Source organism: Modicisalibacter muralis, assembly GCF_900102945.1.
In the GTDB taxonomy this organism is placed as follows: domain Bacteria; phylum Pseudomonadota; class Gammaproteobacteria; order Pseudomonadales; family Halomonadaceae; genus Modicisalibacter; species Modicisalibacter muralis.
Window position 1 is genome coordinate 188,607 of record NZ_FNGI01000001.1, and the last position, 21,281, is coordinate 209,887.

A 21,281-nucleotide genomic window follows, 5' to 3' on the forward strand; every position below is an offset into this window, starting at 1 on the left:
GAACTTATGTCGTGACCGACTTTCGTGCGGATCGAAGCGCCAAGCCTACTCCGCGGCCGGGGGGCGATGCTATACTCCGGCCTCCACTGAACACATCACAGGGGAGTCATCAATGGGGTTCCAGAAAATTACCGTACCTGAAGGCGGCGAAAAGATTACCGTCAACGCCGACCATACCCTGAACGTGCCTAACGAGCCGATCATCCCGTTCATCGAGGGTGACGGCATCGGAGCCGATGTCACCCCGGCCATGAAGATCGCCATCGACGCGGCGGTGCACAAGGCCTACAACGGCGAGCGCAAGATTCACTGGATGGAAGTCTACGCCGGTGAAAAGGCGACCCAAGTCTACGATGCCGACACCTGGCTGCCCGAAGAGACTCTGGAGGTCGTCAAGGATTACGTGGTCTCCATCAAGGGACCGCTGACCACACCAGTCGGTGGCGGTATCCGCTCGCTGAACGTGGCGCTGCGCCAGAAGCTCGACCTGTATGTCTGTCAGCGTCCGGTGCGCTGGTTCGAAGGCGTGCCGAGCCCGGTCAAAGGGCCTGGCGATGTGGATATGGTCATCTTCCGCGAGAACTCCGAAGACATCTACGCGGGCATCGAATGGAAGGCCGGCTCGCCAGAGGCCGAGAAGGTCATCAAGTTCCTGCGCGAGGAAATGGGCGTTACCAACATCCGCTTCCCGGAAATGTGCGGTATCGGCGTCAAGCCGGTCTCCGAGGAAGGCACCAAGCGTCTGGTGCGCCAGGCCCTGCAGTACACCGTGGACAACGACCGTGAGTCGCTGACCCTGGTGCACAAGGGCAACATCATGAAGTTCACCGAAGGGGCCTTCAAGGATTGGGGCTACCAGATCGCGCGTGATGAGTTCGGCGCCGAGTTGCTGGATGGCGGCCCGTGGATGACCTTCAAGAACCCCAACACCGGCAAGGAAATCGTTGTCAAGGACGTCATCGCCGACGCCATGCTGCAGCAGATCCTGCTGCGCCCGGCCGATTACGACGTCATCGCGACGCTGAACCTGAACGGCGATTATCTTTCCGATGCGCTGGCGGCTGAAGTGGGCGGTATCGGTATCGCGCCGGGTGCCAACCTGTCGGACTCGGTGGCGATGTTCGAGGCGACCCACGGCACTGCACCCAAGTATGCCGGCCAGGACAAGGTCAACCCCGGCTCGCTGATTCTCTCCGCCGAGATGATGCTGCGCCACATGGGTTGGACCGAGGCCGCCGACCTGGTGCTCAAGGGTGTCGAGAAAGCCATCGCCAAGGGCGAGGTCACCTATGACTTCCACCGCGTGATGGAAAAGGCCGTGCTGCTGAAGTGTTCCGAATTCGGCCAGGCCATCGCCGACAACATGTAATTTTCAGCGTGCGACAAGATGACCCCCGCTCGCCCTGCCAGCGGGGGTTTTTTCGTACGCTACCCTTGCAAGGTTGGCCCGCGGGACGCATCTTGCAATGAACCCGGACGGCCTGCGGGCGTCAAAGAACTGTTGACGTCCCGCGTGCAATTCGGCTTGTGCCGATGGATTTTGCCTCTTATGTTCAAGACACACGAGAACGTTACGATGATTGCCGCGGCGATGCCCTCTTGGGCGGGGATGACACGCCCACCACAACCACAGGAAGACAGCGAGGACGACCTGGCGGTCAAGCCGGCCGACCCCGAGCTTGAAGAACCGCCACGCTACAAGGTGATCTTGCACAACGACGACTTCACCCCCATGGAATTCGTCGTCGAGGTGTTGCAGGTCTTCTTTTACATGGATAGCGAGAAGGCCGTTCAGGTGATGCTGGCGGTGCACACCCAAGGCAAGGCGACTTGCGGCATCTTTACCCGCGATATCGCGGAAACCAAGAGTCATCTAGTCAACGATTACGCGCGAGAATGCCAGCACCCGCTGCTGTGCGATATCGACCGGGCCGACTGACGTTATTGGCTAACGTGACAGTCTAGGGCTTGCGAAACTGCCCGATGTGCCCGATTGTGAAAGTGCCGACGATGCCTAAGCGGCTAGAAGGGGACTGCCATGCTGAGCAAAGAACTTGAACTGACCCTGAACACGGCCTTCACGGTGGCGCGCTCCAAGCGTCATGAGTTCATGACCGTCGAGCACCTGCTGCTGGCCCTACTGGATAACGCCTCCGCGGCGGATGTGCTGCGCGCCTGCGGAGCCAACCTGGACAAGTTGCGCTCGGACCTGCAGGACTTCATCAATTCCACCACGCCGTTGATCCCCGAGGATCAGGAAGACCGCGAGACACAGCCGACGCTGGGCTTTCAGCGTGTGCTGCAGCGCGCGGTATTCCACGTTCAATCCTCCGGCAAGTCCGAAGTGACGGGCGCCAACGTGCTGGTGGCGATTTTCTCCGAACAGGAAAGCCAGGCGGTTTATTTCCTCAAACAACAGAACGTGGCGCGTGTCGATGCGGTCAACTATATCGCCCACGGTATCTCCAAGGTTGCCGGCCATGGCCAGAGCCCGTCGCCGTCCCAGGACGCCGAAGAGGGCGAGGAAGGCGTGAGCGAAGGCAATGCGCATCCGTTGACCGGCTATGCCACCAATCTCAACGAGCAGGCGCGACTCGGCAAGATCGACCCGCTGATCGGGCGCGATCATGAACTCGAGCGCACGGTGCAGATTCTCGCCCGGCGACGCAAGAACAACCCGTTGCTGGTGGGTGAGGCCGGTGTCGGCAAGACCGCCATCGCCGAGGGCCTGGCCAAGCGGATCGTCGAAGAAGACGTCCCCGACGTGATCAGCGACGCCGTGGTCTATTCGCTGGACATGGGCGCGCTGCTCGCCGGCACCAAATACCGCGGCGACTTCGAGAAGCGCCTGAAGAGCCTGCTGGCCGAACTCAAGAAGCAGCCCAACTCGATTCTGTTCATCGACGAGATCCACACCGTGATCGGCGCCGGCGCGGCGTCCGGTGGCGTGATGGACGCCTCCAACCTGCTCAAGCCGCTGCTGTCGTCCGGTGATCTGCGCTGCATTGGCTCGACCACCTTCCAGGAATTCCGCGGCATCTTCGAGAAGGATCGCGCGCTGGCACGGCGTTTCCAGAAGGTCGACGTCATGGAGCCCTCCGTCGAGGACACCATTCGCATTCTCAAGGGGTTGCGCGGGCGCTTCGAGGAGCATCACCAGCTCAAGTACACCGACTCGGCGCTGGATAGCGCGGTACGTCTGGCGGATCGCTATATCAACGATCGTCACCTACCGGACAAGGCCATCGACGTGATCGACGAGGCGGGCGCTCACCAGCGGCTGTTGCCGCCCGAGGTACGGGTGTCGACCATCGACGTCGAGCAGGTCGAGGCGATAGTCGCGTCGATCGCGCGGATTCCGCCGAAGAGCGTTTCCAGCTCCGATCGCAAGCTGCTGTCGAACCTGGAGCGCGATCTTAAAATGCTGGTGTTCGGCCAGGATGAAGCCATCCAGAGCCTGTCGGCGGCGATCAAGCTGTCGCGGGCCGGGCTCAAGTCGCCCGACAAGCCAGTCGGCAGCTTCCTGTTCTCCGGGCCGACCGGGGTCGGCAAGACAGAGGTGGCGCGCCAGCTCGCCCAGTTGATGGGCATCGAACTGGTGCGCTTCGACATGTCGGAGTACATGGAGCGACACACCGTGTCACGGCTGATCGGCGCGCCGCCGGGCTATGTCGGTTACGATCAGGGCGGGTTGCTGACCGAGGCGATCACCAAGCAGCCGCACTGCGTGCTGTTGCTCGACGAGATCGAGAAGGCGCACCCCGAGGTCTTCAACCTGCTGCTGCAGGTCATGGACCATGGTCGTCTGACCGACAACAACGGCCGCGAGGCGGACTTCCGTCACGTGATCGTGATCATGACCTCGAATGCCGGCGCCGAGCAGATTTCACGGCGCTCCATCGGCTTTCAGTCGCAGGATCACTCCACCGACGGCATGGAGATCATCCGCAAGACCTTCTCGCCGGAGTTCCGCAACCGTCTGGATGGCATCATCCAGTTCCACGGGCTGGCGCCGTCGGTGGTGCGCAGCGTAGTCGACAAGTTCCTGGTCGAACTGCAGGCGCAACTCGACGAGAAGCGTGTCCAGCTCGATGTCGACGAACAGGCCCGGGCCTGGTTGGCCGAACAGGGCTACGATCCGGAGATGGGCGCGCGACCCATGGCGCGTGTGCTTCAGGAGAAGCTCAAGAAGCCGTTGGCCGAAATGATCCTGTTCGGCGATCTCGCCGAACATGGTGGGCTGGTTCACGTCACGGTGGAGGGTGGCGAACTGCATCTGGCCACGGAAGCGGAACTGGCCTGATTGAGGCATCGGCCGGGAGGAGGGCCGTCTTGCCTGTCTCCCGGTCAGCGAGTCTTTAGCGATGCTTGCGCCCTGTCGATGACGGGGCGTTTTATTGAGGCTGATGGTATGCAGCGCGCAGGGGCCGGTCGTCGAATTTTGCGAGCGCAGGCAGTTTTCGTACGAAGCCTAGCGTGAGCGGTAGACGATGCGCCCCTTGGACAGGTCGTAGGGCGTGAGCTCGACCTTGACCTTGTCACCGGTGAGTATGCGGATATAGTTCTTGCGCATCTTGCCCGAAATATGGGCGGTCACCACATGGCCGTTCTCAAGTTCGACGCGAAACATGGTGTTGGGCAGGGTGTCGACGACGACACCTTCCATTTCAATATGATCTTCTCGGGCCATATAGGCGGTTCCTCGAGTGTGGGTCGCGACGCATGATAGCAGGGCAATCGCTTATCGCGTCGCCTTCGCTAATCAAGATAGCCCGATATTGTGCCGCATGCCGCGCGCCAAGGCAAAAATCACGTCTCATAGCGGGATGGAACGACGCCAATGACGACCGTCGAGAAACTCCAGAGGCTGGAAAGCCCGCTTATAATTCATTTTGGGCGATTCGCGAATCCAGTAGCCCAGATAGACGTGGGGCAGGCCGTGTTCGCGGGCCTTGTCGATCTGGCAGAGTACGGCATACGTGCCCAGCGAGCGGCGTTCGAAGATGGGGGAGGGGTCGAAAAACGTATAGATGGCCGATAGCCCGTGACCCAACAGGTCGATGGCGGCCACCGCGAGCAGTTTGTCGTCGAGACGAAATTCGAGCAGTCGTGCATAAGGATGATCCAGTGTCAGGAAGGTTCGGTATTGCTCGTGGCTGGGTGGATACATATCGCCATCGGCATGGCGAGCGCGAATATAGCGCGCATAAAGCGCGTAATGCTCGCTATCGAAGGCGGCCGGACGTTCATGGACCGTCAGGTCCGCGTTGCGGCGCTTGAGCCTGCGCTGAGTGCGGTTGGGAATGAAGTCGGCAACCGGAATGCGCACCGAGATGCAGGCGCTGCAGCCCTCGCAATGCGGTCGGTAAAGGTGACGCCCGCTGCGCCGGAACCCCAACAGCGCCAAGGCATCGTAGACGCCCTGACCGGGAGATTCCTGGGGATCGAGAAACAAGGTGGTGGCTTCACGGCCTGGCAAATAACTGCACGCATGAGGCACAGTAAGAAAGAAGCGCAGATCCCGCGCCGGCGGCTGTTGCACAGCGCTACTGCTCACGTACTTCGCCTCCTGGGTCACATGATGGAGAAGCCGGATCCCAGCGGGTTGCCGGTTGATCCACATACTCATTAAGGTAGTCGATGAACTCGCTACGGGCGATACTCCGCGCGCCCAGGCTGACCAGGTGCGGGGTCGGCATCTGGCAATCGATCAGGCCGCCGCCCTGTGCCCGAAGATGCTGTGCCAGATGCACCAGTGCGATCTTGGAAGCATCGCGCTCGACAGAGAACATCGATTCGCCGAAGAACATTCGCCCGAGCGCGACGCCGTACAGGCCGCCGACCAAACGCTCATCGCGCCAGATCTCGATGGAGTGGGCATGGCCGAGCAGATGCAGGCGAAGATAGGCGTCCTGCATCGACGCAGTGATCCAGGTGCCTTCGGCGTCGGCTCGCGGAGCGGCACAGGCCTCGACGACCGCCGCGAAAGCGCTGTCGCAGGTGGCATGGAAACCGCCATTGCGCAGGCGCTTGGCCAGGCTCCGGGTGATGCGAATGTGCTCGGGAAACAGTACCAGGCGTGGGTCGGGGCTCCACCACAGAATCGGCTGGTCCTCACCAAACCAGGGAAAGATGCCGCGCCGATAGGCGGCCAACAGCCAGTCCGGTGTCAGCGCACCGCCGGCGGCCAGCAGGCCATCGGGTTCGTCGAGCGCGGTATCGAGAGGCGGAAAATGAATCGATTGGGCGGGTAGCCAGGGCAGCATGGTGTTCAGTCATCGCGTTGGGAGAGCCGCAATGGGCCAGTTTGCCGCCGTTCTCCGGCGATCACAACGCTTGGTGAGCCGAGCGATGGCAATGAGGCGCACTGCCCCCTGTGCCACATGGCTCAGGCTCGGTATGATGTCGTCCTCGCAAAGACAATGCCCATGCCCGCTGGTTGGCCCGGGGCGACTCGAGCGAGATCGTCCCGGTAGAGCTCGGTCGGCGGGTAGGGTGGTAGGAAGGGGGTAGGCCATTTGAGTGTCAAGAAAAAGACCGACGGACGTCGACGCACGACGACGACCCAGGCCAAGGAACAAGCTCGCCGCTTCGGTTTGCGCCTGCAAGGGGTGTCCCGTGAAGGCGTCATTATCGTATTGCTGGCGGCCTGTGTGTTCCTGCTGTTGGCGATGTTCAGTTATTCACCGCAGGACCCGGGTTGGTCGCACAGTGGGCCGGGGCAGGACGTGGACAACTGGATGGGGCCGATCGGCGCCTGGCTGTCCGATGTGCTGTATTCGCTGTTCGGGGCCAGTGCCCTGTGGTGGCCGGGCATGCTGGGTTTTGCTGCCTGGCGGCTGATGCGCCGTCGCGAGGTGCGTCTGGAGTGGGATGCCACGGCATTGGCGGTCAGGGCCGGCGGCCTGGTGCTGCTGCTGCTTGCCACTACCAGTCTGGGCGCGCTGCACTTCTTCAACCCGCAGAGCGAACTGCCTTATTCGGCGGGCGGCATTCTCGGCGAAGGGTTGGCCGAGGCACTGGTGCCGTTGGTGGGGCTGCGTGGCGCGACATTGCTGTCGATCGCATCGTTTCTGTGTGCGTTTCCGCTGTTCTCGGGGCTGTCGTGGCTGACGGTAATGGACGAGTTGGGATCGCTCGCCCACCGCCTGCTGCGTTGGGTGGGCCGCCAGTTTGGTGGTGCGCGTACGCAGTTGGCAAACCGTCGCGAGGCGCGCGTGGATGCCATCGCCGAGCAACCGACGCCTGAGCGGGAAGACGCTGGCGTGCAGGCGAGCGACAGGCCATCCTGGTGGCGGCGCTGGTTTGGTCGCGACAAAGGGCCGCAGCTTGATCGTTGGGACGCCGAGCCGGCGCTGGCCGGTGGCCGGCGCGAACCCCAGTTGCATGAATTCGACGACCCGGACTCGGCACCTGGAACCGGCATGGCGCTGCGCGCCGAGCGTGACGCGGGAATCGCGATTCCCTGGGACGTACCGGAGCGCACGCCCTCCGCCAAGCGGCCCGAAGCGGCGTATACCGCCCAGGAAGCGCGGATAAAAGCGGCTTTCGGCGCATCCCGCTCCGAGCCGGCAACCGCGCATGGCGCTCAGCAGTCACCCACGGCGAGCAAGGAAGTCGCATTGCGCGCCGACGTGACCCGTCGGCGCATGCCCGAGCCTGGCGAGCCAGCGTCTAAACAGGCCACGCATGGCCCGGCCGAGCCTATTCTTCCCGATGACGACGAGCCGATCATCCCGCCTAGTGTATCGCGCCCACCCGCTGGCGATTCATCGCCAGCGCCCACTCGCCATGAGCCAGCGCGAGAAGAGCCACGTGATGAGTCGGCCGATAGCCGTCAGGACCATGCCGCTTCGGCATCCTCGGCTTCGTCGCCGCATTCCGTGGCGCGCCAGGGGCCGCCCGCCATCAATTGGGACGAGTGGGATGACAGCGACGATGAGGCGGATGCCAATGAGCCACGCCTGAGCTGGAGCGACGCGACAGCCGAGAGACGAGACGATGCGCCGGAGGACGATGACATACCCTTGTCTGCCGTCGAGGCCGGAGCGAGCGCCACGCCCGATGAGTTGGATGACGACGATGTGCCGTGCATGGCGAGTGCCGATCAGGCACGAGCCGCGGCCGATGATCCCGAAGGGCCGACCCTGTGGACGGTAGAGCACTTGCAAAGCCAGCGCCCGGTGATGGATAACCTCCCCGAGCCCGGTGGCGAGCTGCCGTCGTTGCGTCTGCTGACGCCACCCGATCCTGCCAAGCCCAATTACTCGCCGCAGCAACTCGTCGATATGGCCGAACTGCTCGAGATGCGTCTTCAGGAGTATGGCGTCAAGGCCGAAGTCGTCGAAACCTGGCCGGGACCGGTCATCACGCGCTTCGAGATCAAACCGGCGGCCGGGGTCAAGGTTTCCAAGATCAGCAATCTGGCCAAGGATCTGGCACGCTCGCTGATGGTCAAGAGCGTGCGCGTGGTCGAGGTGATTCCCGGTCGTCCCACGGTGGGTATCGAGATTCCCAACCCCAATCGGGCGATGATTCGTCTGCGCGAGGTCATCGACTCCGACGCCTATCAGCAGGCGGCTTCACCGCTGACGTTGGCGCTAGGCCACGATATCGGCGGCGGCCCGGTGGTCGCCAACCTCGGCAAGATGCCGCACCTGCTGGTAGCCGGCACCACCGGTTCGGGCAAGTCGGTGGGGGTCAACGGCATGCTCATCTCGATGCTGCTCAAGGCCACACCCGACGACGTACGCATGATCATGGTCGACCCCAAGATGCTCGAACTGTCGGTCTACGATGGCATTCCGCATTTGCTGGCGCCGGTGGTCACCGACATGAAAGAGGCCGCCAACGGCCTGCGCTGGTGCGTGGCCGAGATGGAGCGACGCTACAAGCTGATGGCGGCGATGGGCGTGCGTAACATCGCCGGCTTCAACGCCAAGCTCGACGAGGCCGAGCGTGCCGGTGCCCAGGTCGCCGACCCGCTGTGGGAGCCGCAGCCGTGGCAGATGCACGAACAGCCGCCGGTGCTCGAGAAACTGCCCTATATCGTGGTGGTGATCGACGAATTCGCCGATATGTTCATGATCGTCGGCAAGAAGGTCGAAGAGCTGATCGCGCGTCTGGCACAGAAGGCGCGCGCTGCGGGTATCCACCTGATTCTGGCCACCCAGCGGCCGTCGGTGGATGTGGTTACCGGGCTGATCAAGGCCAATATTCCCACTCGTATGGCGTTTCAGGTGTCGTCGAAGGTCGATTCGCGGACGATTCTCGACCAAGGCGGCGCCGAAGCGCTGCTCGGCCATGGCGATATGCTCTACCTGCCCGCCGGCTCCGGCATGCCGACCCGCGTGCATGGCGCCTTCGTCGATGACGATGAAGTGCACCGGGTGGTCGAGGACTGGAAGCGTCGCGGCGAGCCGGAATATATCGACGAGATCCTGACCGGTGGCGTGAGCGCCGAAGCGCTGACCGGCCTCGAGGCCGATGGCAGCGAGGGCGGCGATGCCGAGCAGGATGCGCTCTACGACGAAGCGGTGATGTTCGTGACCGAGACGCGCCGGGCGTCGATCTCGGCCGTGCAGCGCCGCTTCAAGATCGGCTACAACCGCGCCGCAAGGCTGGTCGAGGCCATGGAAGCGGCCGGGGTGGTGTCGTCGATGGGCACCAACGGCAGCCGGGAGGTGCTGGCGCCGCCGCCGGTCGGTGGATAACGTGCAGCTAATAAGGAAGAGCGGGCGGCGTTGCAACCAGCCGCCGCGCGTCGAGGTCAATGGAACGAGCCGGCCGTAAGTGGCCACTCGCTGAGTCGAACCAAGGAGAAGGCATGAAACCACTCAAGATGTTGGTAGCGCTGGGCGTGGCATTGCTAATGCCGCTGACGGCGCATGCCGATCAAGCGGCGGCAGCACGCCTGACGGATCTACTCGAGCCGCTGCAGACCTACTCGGCCAGTTTCGAGCAGCAGATTCTCGATGGCAGTGGCAACCGCTTGCAGGAAGCGCAGGGCCAGATGTGGCTATCGCGCCCCGGCAAGTTTCGCTGGGAGGTCGAGGCACCGTATCGCCAGGTAGTGGTTTCCGATGGCGAGAGCGTCTACCTGTATGACCCCGATCTCGAGCAGGTCAGGGTACAGCCGCTGGACACCCGGGTGACGCACACCCCGGCGCTGTTGTTGTCCGGCAGTACCGACGAGTTGACCAGTAGCTACAATGTCTCTCGTCAACAACAGGGCGTCACCGAGACCTTCACGTTGATCCCGCAGACGCCCGACACGCTGTTCGAGTCACTCAAGTTGACGTTCCAGGGCGAGCGACTGAGCATGCTGCAGATGGCCGACAGCATTGGCCAACGCACCGCAATTCGTTTCGATGATGTCGAGATCAATCCCGATCTCGAAGCCTCGCGCTTTACCTTCGAGGTTCCCGAAGGCGCCGATGTGATTCGCCAGTCACGCGCAAGCTAGAAGAGCGTCGCTTTGCGGCTGGAAGCAGGAAGTACGCCGCTTCGCGGCTTGAAGAAAAAACCAAGAGGCGAGAGCATTCTTGGCTTCCAGCTTCCAGCTTCCAGCTTCCAGCTTCCAGCTTCCAGCTTCCAGCTTCCAGCTTCCAGCTTCCAGCTTCCAGCTTCTAGCTTTTGTCCTTGTCCGCCTGGGCGTCCAGCTCGGCGCGGTAGTCGAGCATCTGCTTGAAGCGCTTTTCTTGGCCGTATTCGCTGGGCTTGAAGAAGGTTGCGTGCGCCGTGGCCTCGGGCCAGCAGTCATGCGCGCTGCCGGCCGGGTAGCCGTGCGGTTCGTGGTGCGCGTAGCGGTAGCCTTCGCCATGCCCCAGCGAGGCCATCAATTTGGTGGGCGCATTGCGCAAGTAAATCGGCACCTCGAGGTCGGGGTGTTCGGCAACGAAGCGCTGGGCGCCTTTCCAGGCCTGATCGATGGCATTGCTCTTGGGGGCGACCGCCAGATGAATCGTGGCGTGGGCGATGGCGCGCTGGCCTTCGTAGTCGCCCAGGCGCAGGTAGGCGTCCCAGGCTGCCATCACCAGCGGCAGGGCGCGCGGCTCGGCGTTGCCGACGTCCTCCGAGGCGATCGCCGCCAGGCGGCGGATCACGTCCAGCGGATCGCCGCCACCCTGCATGAATTGCGCCATGTACAGCAGCGCCGCATCGGGGCGCGACGAGCGCACCGACTTGTGAATGGCCGAGAGCAGGTCGTAGTAATGATCGCCCTGCTTGTCGAAGGCGCTGGCCCGGTGGCCGATCACTTCATGCAGCACCGTCTTGTCCAGTCGCTCGCCTTCACCCTCGGGCTGGGTGAAATCGCAGGCGGTTTCCAGCAGACCCAGGGCGCGCCGGGCATCACCCGAGCTGGCGCGAGCGAGCATGCCCAGCACCTCGTCGTTGACCTGGATGTCACGGCTGCCCAGGCCACGCGCGCCGTCGTCCAGGGCGCGGCGCATGACCTCGATCAGTTCGTCCTCATCGAGTTTCTTGAGCACGTAAACGCGGGCTCGCGAGAGCAGCGCCGAATTGACTTCGAACGATGGGTTCTCGGTGGTCGCGCCGATCAGCGTTAGCAGCCCCGACTCGACATGGGGCAGCAAGGCATCCTGCTGACTCTTGTTGAGCCGGTGAATTTCGTCGAGAAACAGCACGGTGGGGCGGTCCTGACCCTGCGACGCGCGTGCCCGCTCCACGGCGGCACGGATTTCCTTGACGCCGGCCATCACCGCCGACATATGCTCCAACTGGGCGCTCGACGCCTCGGCGAGAATCTCCGCCAGGGTGGTCTTGCCGACGCCTGGCGGCCCCCACAGGATCATCGATCGTAATGTGCCGCTATCGGCCATGTGGCGTAGTGGCTTGCCAGGGCCGACCAGCGCCTGCTGCCCGACATAGTCGTCCAGATGCTGGGGGCGCATGCGAAAGGCCAGGGGAGCGCTGTCTTGCTGGGCATGCTGACTGAATAGATCCATGATGTCCCGGCTCGTATGAAAGAAAAAATGCATGTAACGTGTCAATACAACGGGCGTAATGGCCTGGTAACCACTAGGGTTAAACATTTGGGGCGTCACGCGAGCGGCGCTCCGACCGTCGACCCTTCATTGGCGGCCCAGGGTCATGTCATGTTGGGCCGCGAGCGAATCGAAGTGTCAGCCTACACTAGGGAATATAGAACGGCGTGCCCCTGTTAGGCCCATCTCAAGCGGAGGAGGCTCTCACCATGCCCATGCTGACCCAATTGCGTCGGGATCATGCCAACATGGCGCGGCTGCTGCACGTGCTGTCCCTCAAACACAAGACACTCGATGCTGGCGAGCGTCCCGACTTCCAGTTGATCCGGGAAGTCGTCGACTACATTCTCGACTATATGAGCGGTTTCACCATACCGCTGGAGCGTGTCTGCGGTGAGCATCTTACCGCGAAAGCCCCCGAGGCCGGCGGCCTGAGTCACCGCTTGGCCAGTGATTATCATGACCTCAACGAGCGTCTCAAGCGGCTGTCGCAGGATCTCGACATGATCCTGATGGATGCCGTGGTGCCCATGGATCGCTTCGCCCACGATCTCAAGGCCTATCTGGATTCCCACCGTGCTTATCTTCGCGCCGAGCGTGAAGAGTTATTCCCATTGATTAGCGAGCACTTCGACGACGATGACCTCAAGCGGCTCGCCGAAGAACTGCCGGAAGGCGCCGAAGCCAAGCTGAATCGCCTACAGGAAGCGTACCCTGAACTCTATGCCGAATTTCGTGACGCTCCCTCGCCCTTTGCCTGATCGTGTGTCGTGTCCCCAGGACGCCCGACGGGGTTCGTTGTAAACATTCCGACCGTCGATTGTAGAGGAGACGCAGCATGGACCAATTCACGGGCGGTTGCCTGTGCGGCAACGTCCGAATTGTGGCCTCGGGACTCCCGTACCGGGTCGGCCTTTGTCACTGTCTCGACTGCCGCAAGCATCATGGGGCCCTTTTTTTCGCCGCCGCGGTGTTCCCTCGGGATGCGGTGACGATCGATGGCGAAACACGCGACTACGCCGGGCGGTTTTTCTGCCCCCGCTGCGGCTCTTCCGTTTTCGCACGCAGCGCAGACGAAATCGAAGTGCACCTGGGATCCCTGGATGCCCCTGACCAACTGATGCCAACCTACGAAAGCTGGATCGTTCGTCGCGAGTCCTGGTTGCCGCCGTTTCCGCTCACGAGATGATACGAGCGCGACCGTGACGCCACGGGTCGCTTTGAGGAGTAGGTGGCAGCCGGCCCAATTGGATAAGGCTTGCCCACCGCGCGAGTCACCGCGAGCTAGGGTAGAATGCGCTCCAACGTGAAGCCAATGTGAAGCGCAGGAGAGGCAATGGATCGGCTACAGGCGATGCGCATCTTTCGTGCCGTGGTCGAGGCGGGCAGCTTCGCTGGCGGTGCGCGCAAGCTGGGGCTGTCCAACGCCATGGTCAGCAAGCAGGTGGCGCGCCTCGAGGCGCTGCTCGGGGTGCGCCTGTTGACCCGCACCACGCGGCGCCTGCAACTCACCGCCGAGGGTGAACGTTATCTCAAGGGCGCGGCGCAACTGCTCGACGAACTACACGAGCTCGAGGCCGGTCTGGGTGAGCAGCGCGGCGAGATTCGCGGCCGGCTGCGGCTCTCGGCGCCGTTGGATTTCGGCGTGCGCGAACTGATGCCGGCGCTGCAGGCCTTCGAACGGGCGCACCCGGCGGTTCAGCTCGAGGTGATGCTGGAGGATCGCCGTGTCGATCCGCTGGCCGAGGATTTCGATCTGGTGGTGCGGGTCGGCAACCTCGAAGATTCGAGCCTGATCGCGCGACGGCTGATGTCGATGTCGATGCATGTGTATGCCGCGCCGAGCTATCTGGAACAGCATGGCGTACCGCATCATCCCGACGCGTTGCGCGACCACCGTTGCCTGCATTACAGCCTGCAGCGCGAAGGGCCCAGCTGGAGCTTCATGGTCGACGGTAAATTGCAGCGCTTTCGCTTTCACCCGGTGCTGACCTGTAACAACGGGCGGGCGCTGGTCGAGGCGGCCGTGCGCGGCATGGGGCTGGTTTACAAGCCGGCGTTCCTGGGCGAGCCGGAGGTGGCTCACGGACGATTGGTGCGGGTGCTGGAACCCTTCGTGATACCCCCGGTGGGCGTGCATTTGCTGTACGCCGAGCGTGAATTGATTCCGGCGCGCCTGCGGGCCCTGGTCGAGACGTTGCGCGATTACTTTCACAAGGGAGACCGATGAGCGGCCCGATCCTGCTGTTCGATTCTGGCGTCGGCGGCCTGTCGGTGGCGGCGGCGTTGCGCGCCCGGCTGCCGGGGGCGGCACTGGCCTACGTTTGCGATAATGCCATGTTGCCTTATGGCACCAAGCCCGATGACTGGCTGGTGATGCGCATTGCCGATGTGTGTTGCGCGGCAGTCGAGGCGAGCGGCGCCAGTGCATTGGTCGTCGCTTGCAATACCGCCAGCACCTTGGCACTGCGCGAACTGCGTGAACGGCTAACGATCCCGGTGATCGGCACCGTGCCCGCCATCAAGCCGGCGGTTGCGGCATCGCGCTCGGGCACCTTCGGACTGTTGGCGACGTCCGCCACCGTGCACCGCCCCTATACCGAGGCGTTGATTCGCGAGTTCGCCGCGCATTGCCGGGTGGTTCGCGTTGCCGCCGATGGACTGGTCGCGCAGGCCGAGCGCGCGCAGGCGGGTGGCGCACTGGATTCGCAAGTGTTGGCGGCCGAACTGGCAGCGCTGTGGGCAGAGCCGACGCTCGATACCGTGGTATTGGGTTGCACGCATTTCCCGCTGCTCGCCGAATCACTCAATGCCTGTGCGCCAAGGCCGATTACCTGGATCGATTCGGGCGAGGCCATCGCCCGACGCGTGGCCAGCGTCGTCGCTTCGCCGGCGCCGGCCAGCGGCGCGGGACCGGCTTGGGCGACATCGCCCGATAAGGGGCTGGTCACGGCATTGGCGCGCTATGGCTTTGCCGCGCCCCGGCAGTTGGCGGGCGTCGATTCGTCAGCCAAATCCCGTGCGATGTCGCGCTGAGCGTGACTGTTATTCTGGTCGGTTGAACTCATCATCTTTTGGCAAGGAAACGAAATTTCGTGGTCGTACCCGTCGTCGAACCGCAGCATTATCAGGCCCAACTGGAGGCCAAGCGCGAGCGCATTACCGCGCGCTTTGCGCACCTCGCACCGCCGGCGCTGGAGGTTTACCCTTCGCCGCCCAGCCATTACCGGATGCGCGCCGAATTTCGTGTCTGGCACGAGGGCGACGATCTTTTCTACGCGATGTTCGAGGTCGACCCCAGTGATCCCAAGAACAAGACGATCGTGCGCCTCGATCAGTTTCCGGTGGCGAGCCAACGCATCAATGAGTTGATGCCACGCTTGATCGAGGCGATTCGCGACAATACCGTGCTGCGTCGCAAGCTGTTCCAGGCCGAGTTTCTCACCACGCTATCCGGCGAGGCGTTGATCACGCTGATCTATCATCGCCAACTCGACGAAACCTGGGAGACGGAGGCGCGCGCGTTGCAGGCACGCCTCGGCGCCTCGATCATCGGCCGGGCCCGCAAACAGCGCCGGCTGCTCGAGCGCGATCATGTCTGTGAGCGCCTCAAGGTGGATGGCCGCGAGCTTGTCTATCAGCAAGTGGAGGGCAGCTTCACCCAGCCCAATGCCGAGATCAATCGGGCGATGCTGAGCTGGGCGCGAGAGGTGACCCGCGACAGCCAGAACGGCGACCTGGTCGAATTGTATTGCGGTAACGGTAATTTCACTGTGGCACTGGCCGAGAACTTCCGCCGCGTGCTGGCTACCGAAATATCGCGCACCTCGGTGGCCTCGGCCAACGTCAATCTAAAGGCCAACACCATCGATAACGCCGTGGTGGCGAGGATGTCGGCCGAGGAGTTCGCCGAAGCACTGGTCGGCGAAAAGGGCGGGCGACGGGTCGTGGACATGGCGCTTGACGATTACGTCCTCACCACCGTGCTGGTCGACCCGCCGCGCGCCGGGCTCGACGCGCCCAGTTGCGAGCGGCTGCGCGATTACGCGCGGATCGTTTATATCTCCTGCAACCCCGAAACGCTGGCTGGCAACCTCGAGCAGTTGGCCGACACGCATGCCATTACGCGCTTTGCGCTATTCGATCAGTTCCCCTGGACCGATCATTGCGAATGCGGGGTACTGCTGGAAAAGCGCTGACTCGCATCTATATGCGACCTTGGTTGTAGCTTGTAAGCTAATGTCAATAGCCAATGCGCAACTGACATGCTCCATGAGGAAAGCGGCATGACGATAGGGTCGCCAGGGTGAGCTAGAGTAAGCTCACGGGCAGCGCGATCGAGTGCATCGCGCATTGGACATCCCCTCCGGTCGCAGTCGGCGACCGGGCGCAGCCGAGGTGATTGATGCAACACGTCGCAATCGATGGCAAACAGGAATTTCTTGCCCAGCTTCGCGAGCAACTCACGAAGCGCCTTCCACAGGATAAGGTGAAGGCGATTGCCTCCTTCGCCGAGGATTTCTACGCAAGCGCCCCCTTCGAGGATCTCTCCGAACGTCCCCTCGATGACATTTATGGCGCGACGCTGACCGTGTGGCACTTCATGCAACAGCATGATCCGCGCCAGCCCAAGGTCGCGGTCACCAATCCCGATTTCGAAAAGCATGGCTGGCAGTCGTCGCACACGGTGATCGGCGTATTGCACGAGGATATGCCGTTCCTGGTCGATTCGGTGCGCATCGAACTCAATCGGCGTGGCATTACCGTGCATGCCATCCATAACGCCGTGTTGGCCGTGAAACGTGACAGCGAGCATCGCATCGAGCGCGTGACATCGGTCAAGGCCAAGAATGCCCCGCGATCGCGGGAGTCGATGATCGTCATCGAGATCGACCGTCACTCCGACCCCGCCGTGCTGGCGGATATTGAAACCAGCCTGCGCGAGGTGCTGGTCGACGTGCGAACGGCGGTCAGCGATTTCGAGCCGATGCGCGATAAGGTCTGTGCTGCACTCGAGGAGCTCAAGGCCACACGCCCCAAGCAAGTCGATGCGTCTGTCCACGAAGAAGCGGTGGCCTTCCTCGAGTGGCTGCTCAACGATAACTTTACGTTCCTCGGCTACGACGAGTACGACATCATCGCCAAGAAGGGCCAAGACGAGTTGCGTCCGGTAGAGGGCAGCGAGTTGGGAGTGTTCCGGCTCGGCCAGCCGCGTTATCGCGAGCGAATTCGCAACGACAAGGGGGTCGATGGCGATAATTACGTGCTGATCCCCGAGCTGCTGTCGTTCGCCAAGAGCGCCTACCATTCGCGGGTGCATCGCCCGGCCTATCCCGATTACATTTCCATCGATCGTTACGACGACAAGGGCAAGGTGATCGGCGAGCGCCGCTTTTTGGGGCTGTACGCCTCGACGGTCTACAACGACTCGCCGCGCCATGTGCCGGTACTGCGCAAGAAGATCCAAGCGGTGATGGATGCCTCGGGTTTCAATCCCAAGGGGCATAACGGCAAGCTGCTGATGCAGATTCTCGAAGTCTATCCGCGCGACGATCTGTTTCAGATAGACACCGATGAGCTATCGCGCACTGCCTTGGGCATCCTGAATATTCGCGAGCGCCGCCGGGTGCGTCTGTTCGTGCGCGAGGATCGTTTCGGGCGCTTCTATTCCTGCCTGGTGTTCGTGCCGCGCGATGTGTTCTCCACCGATTTGCGCGTGCGTATCCAGAATCTGTTATGCGACGAGCTCGATGCGACCTTCGGTGATTTCAATACCTATCTGTCGGAGTCGGTGCTGGCGCGTATCCAGTTCATCTTGCGCTTCAACGGCGAGACGCCGGTCGAATACGACCTGCGCAAGATCGAGAAGAAGATCGCTACCCTGTCGCGTAGCTGGCGCGACGATTTGCACAGCGCGATGATCGAGGGCTTTGGCGAAGAACAAGCCAATCACCTGATGAGCCACTATCATGATGCCTTTCCTGGCAGCTATCGCGACGATTTCACGGCACGCACGGCGGTCTACGACATTCATCACCTTAGCGAGGTCGATGAAAGCACGCCGCTGTCGCTGAGCCTCTACCGACTGGTGGAAGAGGACGAGGACGGCATCAAGATCAAGCTGTTTCATGGCGATCAGCCGATTCCGCTGTCCGATGTGTTGCCGGTCATGGAGAACCTGGGGCTGCGCGTGCTCACCGAACGGCCGTATGGCATCCTGCGCGACGATCGCGAATTCTGGATACACGACTTCACGCTGGAGCATCACGCCAACGAGATCGTCAACCTGCAGGAGATGCGCGAGACCTTCGTCGATGCCTTCAAGCGTATCTGGGCCGGCGATGCCGAAAACGACCCGTTCAACCGTCTGGTCATCGGTGCCAACCTGACCTGGCGCGAGGTCGCCATGTTGCGCGGCTATGCGCGTTACCTGAAGCAGGTTCGCTTTGGTCTGTCGCAGTTGTACATAGCCAATACGTTATCCAGCCATGCGGAGATCACCCGTGAGCTGGTGGCGCTGTTCGAGTTGCGTTTCGACCCCGAGCAACAGCAACGCGACAGCGAGGTCGAGGCCTGCGTCGAGCGTATCAACAAGCAGCTCGACGACGTGGCCAGTCTCAACGACGACCTGCTGCTACGGCGCTATATCGACCTGATCCAAGCCACGCTGCGTACCAATTACTATCAGACCGACGCTGACGGCGAGTTCAAGGACTACATTGCCTTCAAGCTCGACCCGACCCTGGTTCCCGAAATGCCCAAGCCTCGGCCGAAGTACGAAATCTTCGTGTATTCGCCGCGTTTCGAAGGCGTGCATCTGCGCGGCGGCAAGGTCGCGCGTGGCGGGTTGCGTTGGTCGGATCGTCACGAGGATTTCCGTACCGAGGTGCTGGGTCTGGTCAAGGCTCAGCAGGTCAAGAACGCCGTCATCGTGCCGGTCGGCGCCAAGGGCGGTTTCGTTTGCAAGCGCATACCGGAAAACGCCGACCGCGATACCCGGCAACAGGAAGGTATTGCCTGCTATCGGCTGTTCATTCGTGCGCTGCTCGATGTCACCGACAACCTCGAGAGCGGCGACATCGTCGTGCCGCCAGCCGTGGTGCGTCACGACGATGACGACCCCTACCTGGTGGTTGCCGCCGACAAGGGCACTGCGACTTTCTCCGACATCGCCAACGAGATATCGCTCGAGTACGGCCACTGGCTGGGCGACGCTTTCGCCTCGGGGGGCGCCAACGGCTACGACCATAAGAAGATGGGCATTACCGCACGCGGTGCCTGGGAGTCGGTCAAGCGCCATTTCCGCGAATTGGGTGTCGACACCCAGAAGGACGAATTCAGCGTGGTCGGCATCGGCGACATGGCCGGCGACGTGTTCGGCAACGGCATGTTGCTGTCCGACAAGATTCGCCTGCTCGGTGCTTTCAACCATCTGCATATCTTCGTCGATCCCAACCCCGACGTGGCCAAGGCGTTCAAGGAACGCAAACGCCTGTTCGAGCTGCCGCGTTCGACTTGGGAAGATTACGACAGTTCGTTGATCTCCGAAGGTGGCGGGGTATTCAATCGCAGCGCCAAATCGATCGCCATTACCAAGCCGATGAAGGATGCCTTCGGCATCAAGGAAAGCAAGCTCTCGCCCAACGATCTGATTCACGCCATGCTCAAGGCATCCGTCGATCTGATCTGGAACGGCGGAATCGGCACCTACGTCAAGGCCAGTGGCGAATCGCATGCCGAGGTTGGCGACAAGGCCAACGACGGGCTGCGTATCGATGGCGTCGAACTCAACTGCCAGGTAGTCGGTGAAGGTGGCAACCTGGGCCTGACCCAGCGTGGGCGCATGGAGGCCGCAAGGCGCGGCGTGCGCGTCAATACCGATTTCATCGATAATGCCGGTGGGGTCAACTGCTCCGATCATGAGGTCAATATCAAGATCCTGCTCGACGATATCGTCAAGCGTGGCGATATGACCGATAAGCAGCGCAACCAGTTATTGGCCAAGATGACCGAGGATGTCGCCAAGCTGGTATTGACCAGTAACTATCGCCAGTCATTGGCATTGTCGCTGTCCGAGATTCTTTCCCGGGAAGGAATGGGGCCGTACCGGCGTTTCATCAACGAACTCGAGGCGGGCGGTTTTCTCGATCGCGAACTGGAGTTCCTGCCCGACGACGAAACGCTGCTGGAGCGCTCCAATGCCGACGAAGGGTTGACCCTGCCCGAACTGTCGGTGCTGATCTCTTACGCCAAGAGCACGCTGAAGGGCGATTTGATCGCTTCCGATGTGCCCGACGATCCTTATATCCAATCGCATCTGGAGCGCGCCTTCCCCAAGGTGCTGGTCGAGCGATTCCCCAGCGAGATGTACGAGCACCGCCTCAAGCGCGAGATCGTCGCCACCCAGATCGCCAACGACCTAGTCGATCACATGGGCATCGTTTTCGTGCGGCGACTGATCGACACCACCGGCGCCAGCCGCGCCGATATCGCCCGCGCTTATATCGTCGCCCGTGACAGCTTCAACCTGGACAGCCTATGGCAGCAGGTCGAGGCGCTGGACAACAAGGTCGATAGCCAGGTGCAGCACCGCATGATGCTTGATCTGATGCGCCTGCTACGCCGCGCGACACGCTGGTTCCTGCGCCATCGTACCGACTTGTCCACGCAGGATAATGTCGAGCATTTCGCGCCGCGCCTGGCGCAGTTGCAGGAGAGCATCGGCAAGCGTCTGCGTGGCGATGAGCTCGAGGCCTGGCAGGAGCGCCGCGATGAACTCAGCGCCGCCAACGTGCCCAAGTCATTGGCCAATGTCATCGCCGGAACCAGTAACCTGTTTGCTGGGCTTGGCATCATCGAAGCCGCCAAACGGACCGATGAGAAGATCCAGCGCGTCGCCGATATTTATTATGAAATCGGCCATCGTCTGGAGTTGCCGTGGATGGGCGAGCAGGTCAACGCACTGGTGGTACGCGACACCTGGCAAGCCCAGGCTCGCGAAACCTTCCGTGACGACCTTGATCGTCAGCAGCTATCGTTGTCCGTGAATGTGTTGAAGATGGACGATGCGCCGCGCGACGTGGAGCCGCGTGTCGATCACTGGCTGGAGCGCCATGCCACGCTTCTCGAGCGCTGGAGCGATCTGCTCGGCGAGGTACGCTCGGGTACCCAGGGTAGCTTCCCGCTGTTCGCGGTGGCCATTCGCGAATTGGTCGATTTGGCCGAGAGTAACGGCACAGTCTGATCGGTCATGCCGCGCCATCCCCGCTCGTC

At 62.1% G+C, this 21,281-nt stretch carries 15 protein-coding genes; 11 read left to right on the top strand and 4 right to left on the bottom strand.

Going from position 1 to position 21,281, the window contains the following annotated elements:
- Nucleotides 1-112 precede the first annotated feature (112 nt).
- The 3 genes from icd to clpA all read left to right on the top strand — a co-directional run bounded on the left by icd (nt 113) and on the right by clpA (nt 4,303).
- Nucleotides 113-1,369 carry an NADP-dependent isocitrate dehydrogenase gene (icd, locus tag BLR92_RS00940; RefSeq protein WP_089724629.1) on the top strand — a complete coding sequence of 419 codons (1,257 nt, stop codon included), beginning with the start codon at nt 113-115 and terminating at the stop codon, nt 1,367-1,369.
- Between the two features lie 180 nt (nt 1,370-1,549).
- On the top strand, nt 1,550-1,939 hold the full coding sequence (clpS, locus tag BLR92_RS00945) for an ATP-dependent Clp protease adapter ClpS (protein ID WP_340148210.1): 390 nt from the start codon (nt 1,550-1,552) through the stop codon (nt 1,937-1,939).
- Nucleotides 1,940-2,038: 99 nt separating this feature from the next.
- Entirely contained in the window at nt 2,039-4,303 is a 2,265-nt protein-coding gene (gene clpA, locus BLR92_RS00950; RefSeq protein WP_089724631.1) for an ATP-dependent Clp protease ATP-binding subunit ClpA, read from the top strand.
- Between the two features lie 168 nt (nt 4,304-4,471).
- On the opposite strand, the gene infA is transcribed toward clpA, so the two are convergent.
- From infA to aat, 3 genes are all read right to left on the bottom strand, one after another.
- Entirely contained in the window at nt 4,472-4,690 is a 219-nt protein-coding gene (gene infA / locus BLR92_RS00955; protein WP_013332816.1) for a translation initiation factor IF-1, read from the bottom strand.
- 126 nt (nt 4,691-4,816) lie between these two features.
- Nucleotides 4,817-5,557: an arginyltransferase gene (locus BLR92_RS00960; protein ID WP_245703870.1), complete on the bottom strand. Its 741-nt coding sequence runs from the start codon at nt 5,555-5,557 to the stop codon at nt 4,817-4,819.
- Entirely contained in the window at nt 5,547-6,266 is a 720-nt protein-coding gene (gene aat, locus BLR92_RS00965) for a leucyl/phenylalanyl-tRNA--protein transferase (protein ID WP_089724634.1), read from the bottom strand. The genes BLR92_RS00960 and aat overlap by 11 nt, the downstream gene beginning before the upstream one ends.
- A 252-nt stretch (nt 6,267-6,518) precedes the next feature.
- Here aat and BLR92_RS00970 point away from each other — a divergent pair, with 252 nt between their 5' ends.
- Entirely contained in the window at nt 6,519-9,713 is a 3,195-nt protein-coding gene (locus BLR92_RS00970) for a DNA translocase FtsK (protein ID WP_245703873.1), read from the top strand.
- A 113-nt stretch (nt 9,714-9,826) separates the two neighbouring features.
- Complete coding sequence (gene lolA, locus BLR92_RS00975; protein ID WP_089724637.1) at nt 9,827-10,465, top strand: outer membrane lipoprotein periplasmic chaperone LolA; 639 nt, start codon at nt 9,827-9,829, stop codon at nt 10,463-10,465.
- A 163-nt stretch (nt 10,466-10,628) separates the two neighbouring features.
- On the opposite strand, the gene BLR92_RS00980 is transcribed toward lolA, so the two are convergent.
- Nucleotides 10,629-11,969 (bottom strand): replication-associated recombination protein A, encoded by a 1,341-nt coding sequence (locus BLR92_RS00980; RefSeq protein WP_089724639.1) that lies wholly within the window; start codon nt 11,967-11,969, stop codon nt 10,629-10,631.
- A gap of 254 nt (nt 11,970-12,223) precedes the next feature.
- Here BLR92_RS00980 and BLR92_RS00985 point away from each other — a divergent pair, with 254 nt between their 5' ends.
- The 6 genes from BLR92_RS00985 (at nt 12,224) to BLR92_RS01010 (ending at nt 21,252) form a co-directional block, all read left to right on the top strand.
- Nucleotides 12,224-12,769 (top strand): hemerythrin domain-containing protein, encoded by a 546-nt coding sequence (locus BLR92_RS00985; RefSeq protein ID WP_089725922.1) that lies wholly within the window; start codon nt 12,224-12,226, stop codon nt 12,767-12,769.
- 77 nt (nt 12,770-12,846) lie between these two features.
- The gene (locus BLR92_RS00990; protein ID WP_089724641.1) at nt 12,847-13,197 is read left to right on the top strand and encodes a GFA family protein; all 351 of its coding nucleotides are present in this window, start codon (nt 12,847-12,849) and stop codon (nt 13,195-13,197) included.
- Between the two features lie 147 nt (nt 13,198-13,344).
- Nucleotides 13,345-14,238, top strand: a complete 894-nt coding sequence (locus BLR92_RS00995; protein ID WP_089724643.1) for a LysR family transcriptional regulator — start codon at nt 13,345-13,347, stop codon at nt 14,236-14,238.
- Entirely contained in the window at nt 14,235-15,044 is an 810-nt protein-coding gene (gene murI / locus BLR92_RS01000) for a glutamate racemase (RefSeq protein ID WP_089724646.1), read from the top strand. Before BLR92_RS00995 ends, murI begins: the two co-directional genes overlap by 4 nt.
- A 59-nt stretch (nt 15,045-15,103) precedes the next feature.
- On the top strand, nt 15,104-16,207 hold the full coding sequence (gene trmA / locus BLR92_RS01005) for a tRNA (uridine(54)-C5)-methyltransferase TrmA (protein WP_089724648.1): 1,104 nt from the start codon (nt 15,104-15,106) through the stop codon (nt 16,205-16,207).
- A 206-nt stretch (nt 16,208-16,413) separates the two neighbouring features.
- On the top strand, nt 16,414-21,252 hold the full coding sequence (locus BLR92_RS01010) for an NAD-glutamate dehydrogenase (protein WP_089724650.1): 4,839 nt from the start codon (nt 16,414-16,416) through the stop codon (nt 21,250-21,252).
- Nucleotides 21,253-21,281: the final 29 nt, after the last annotated feature.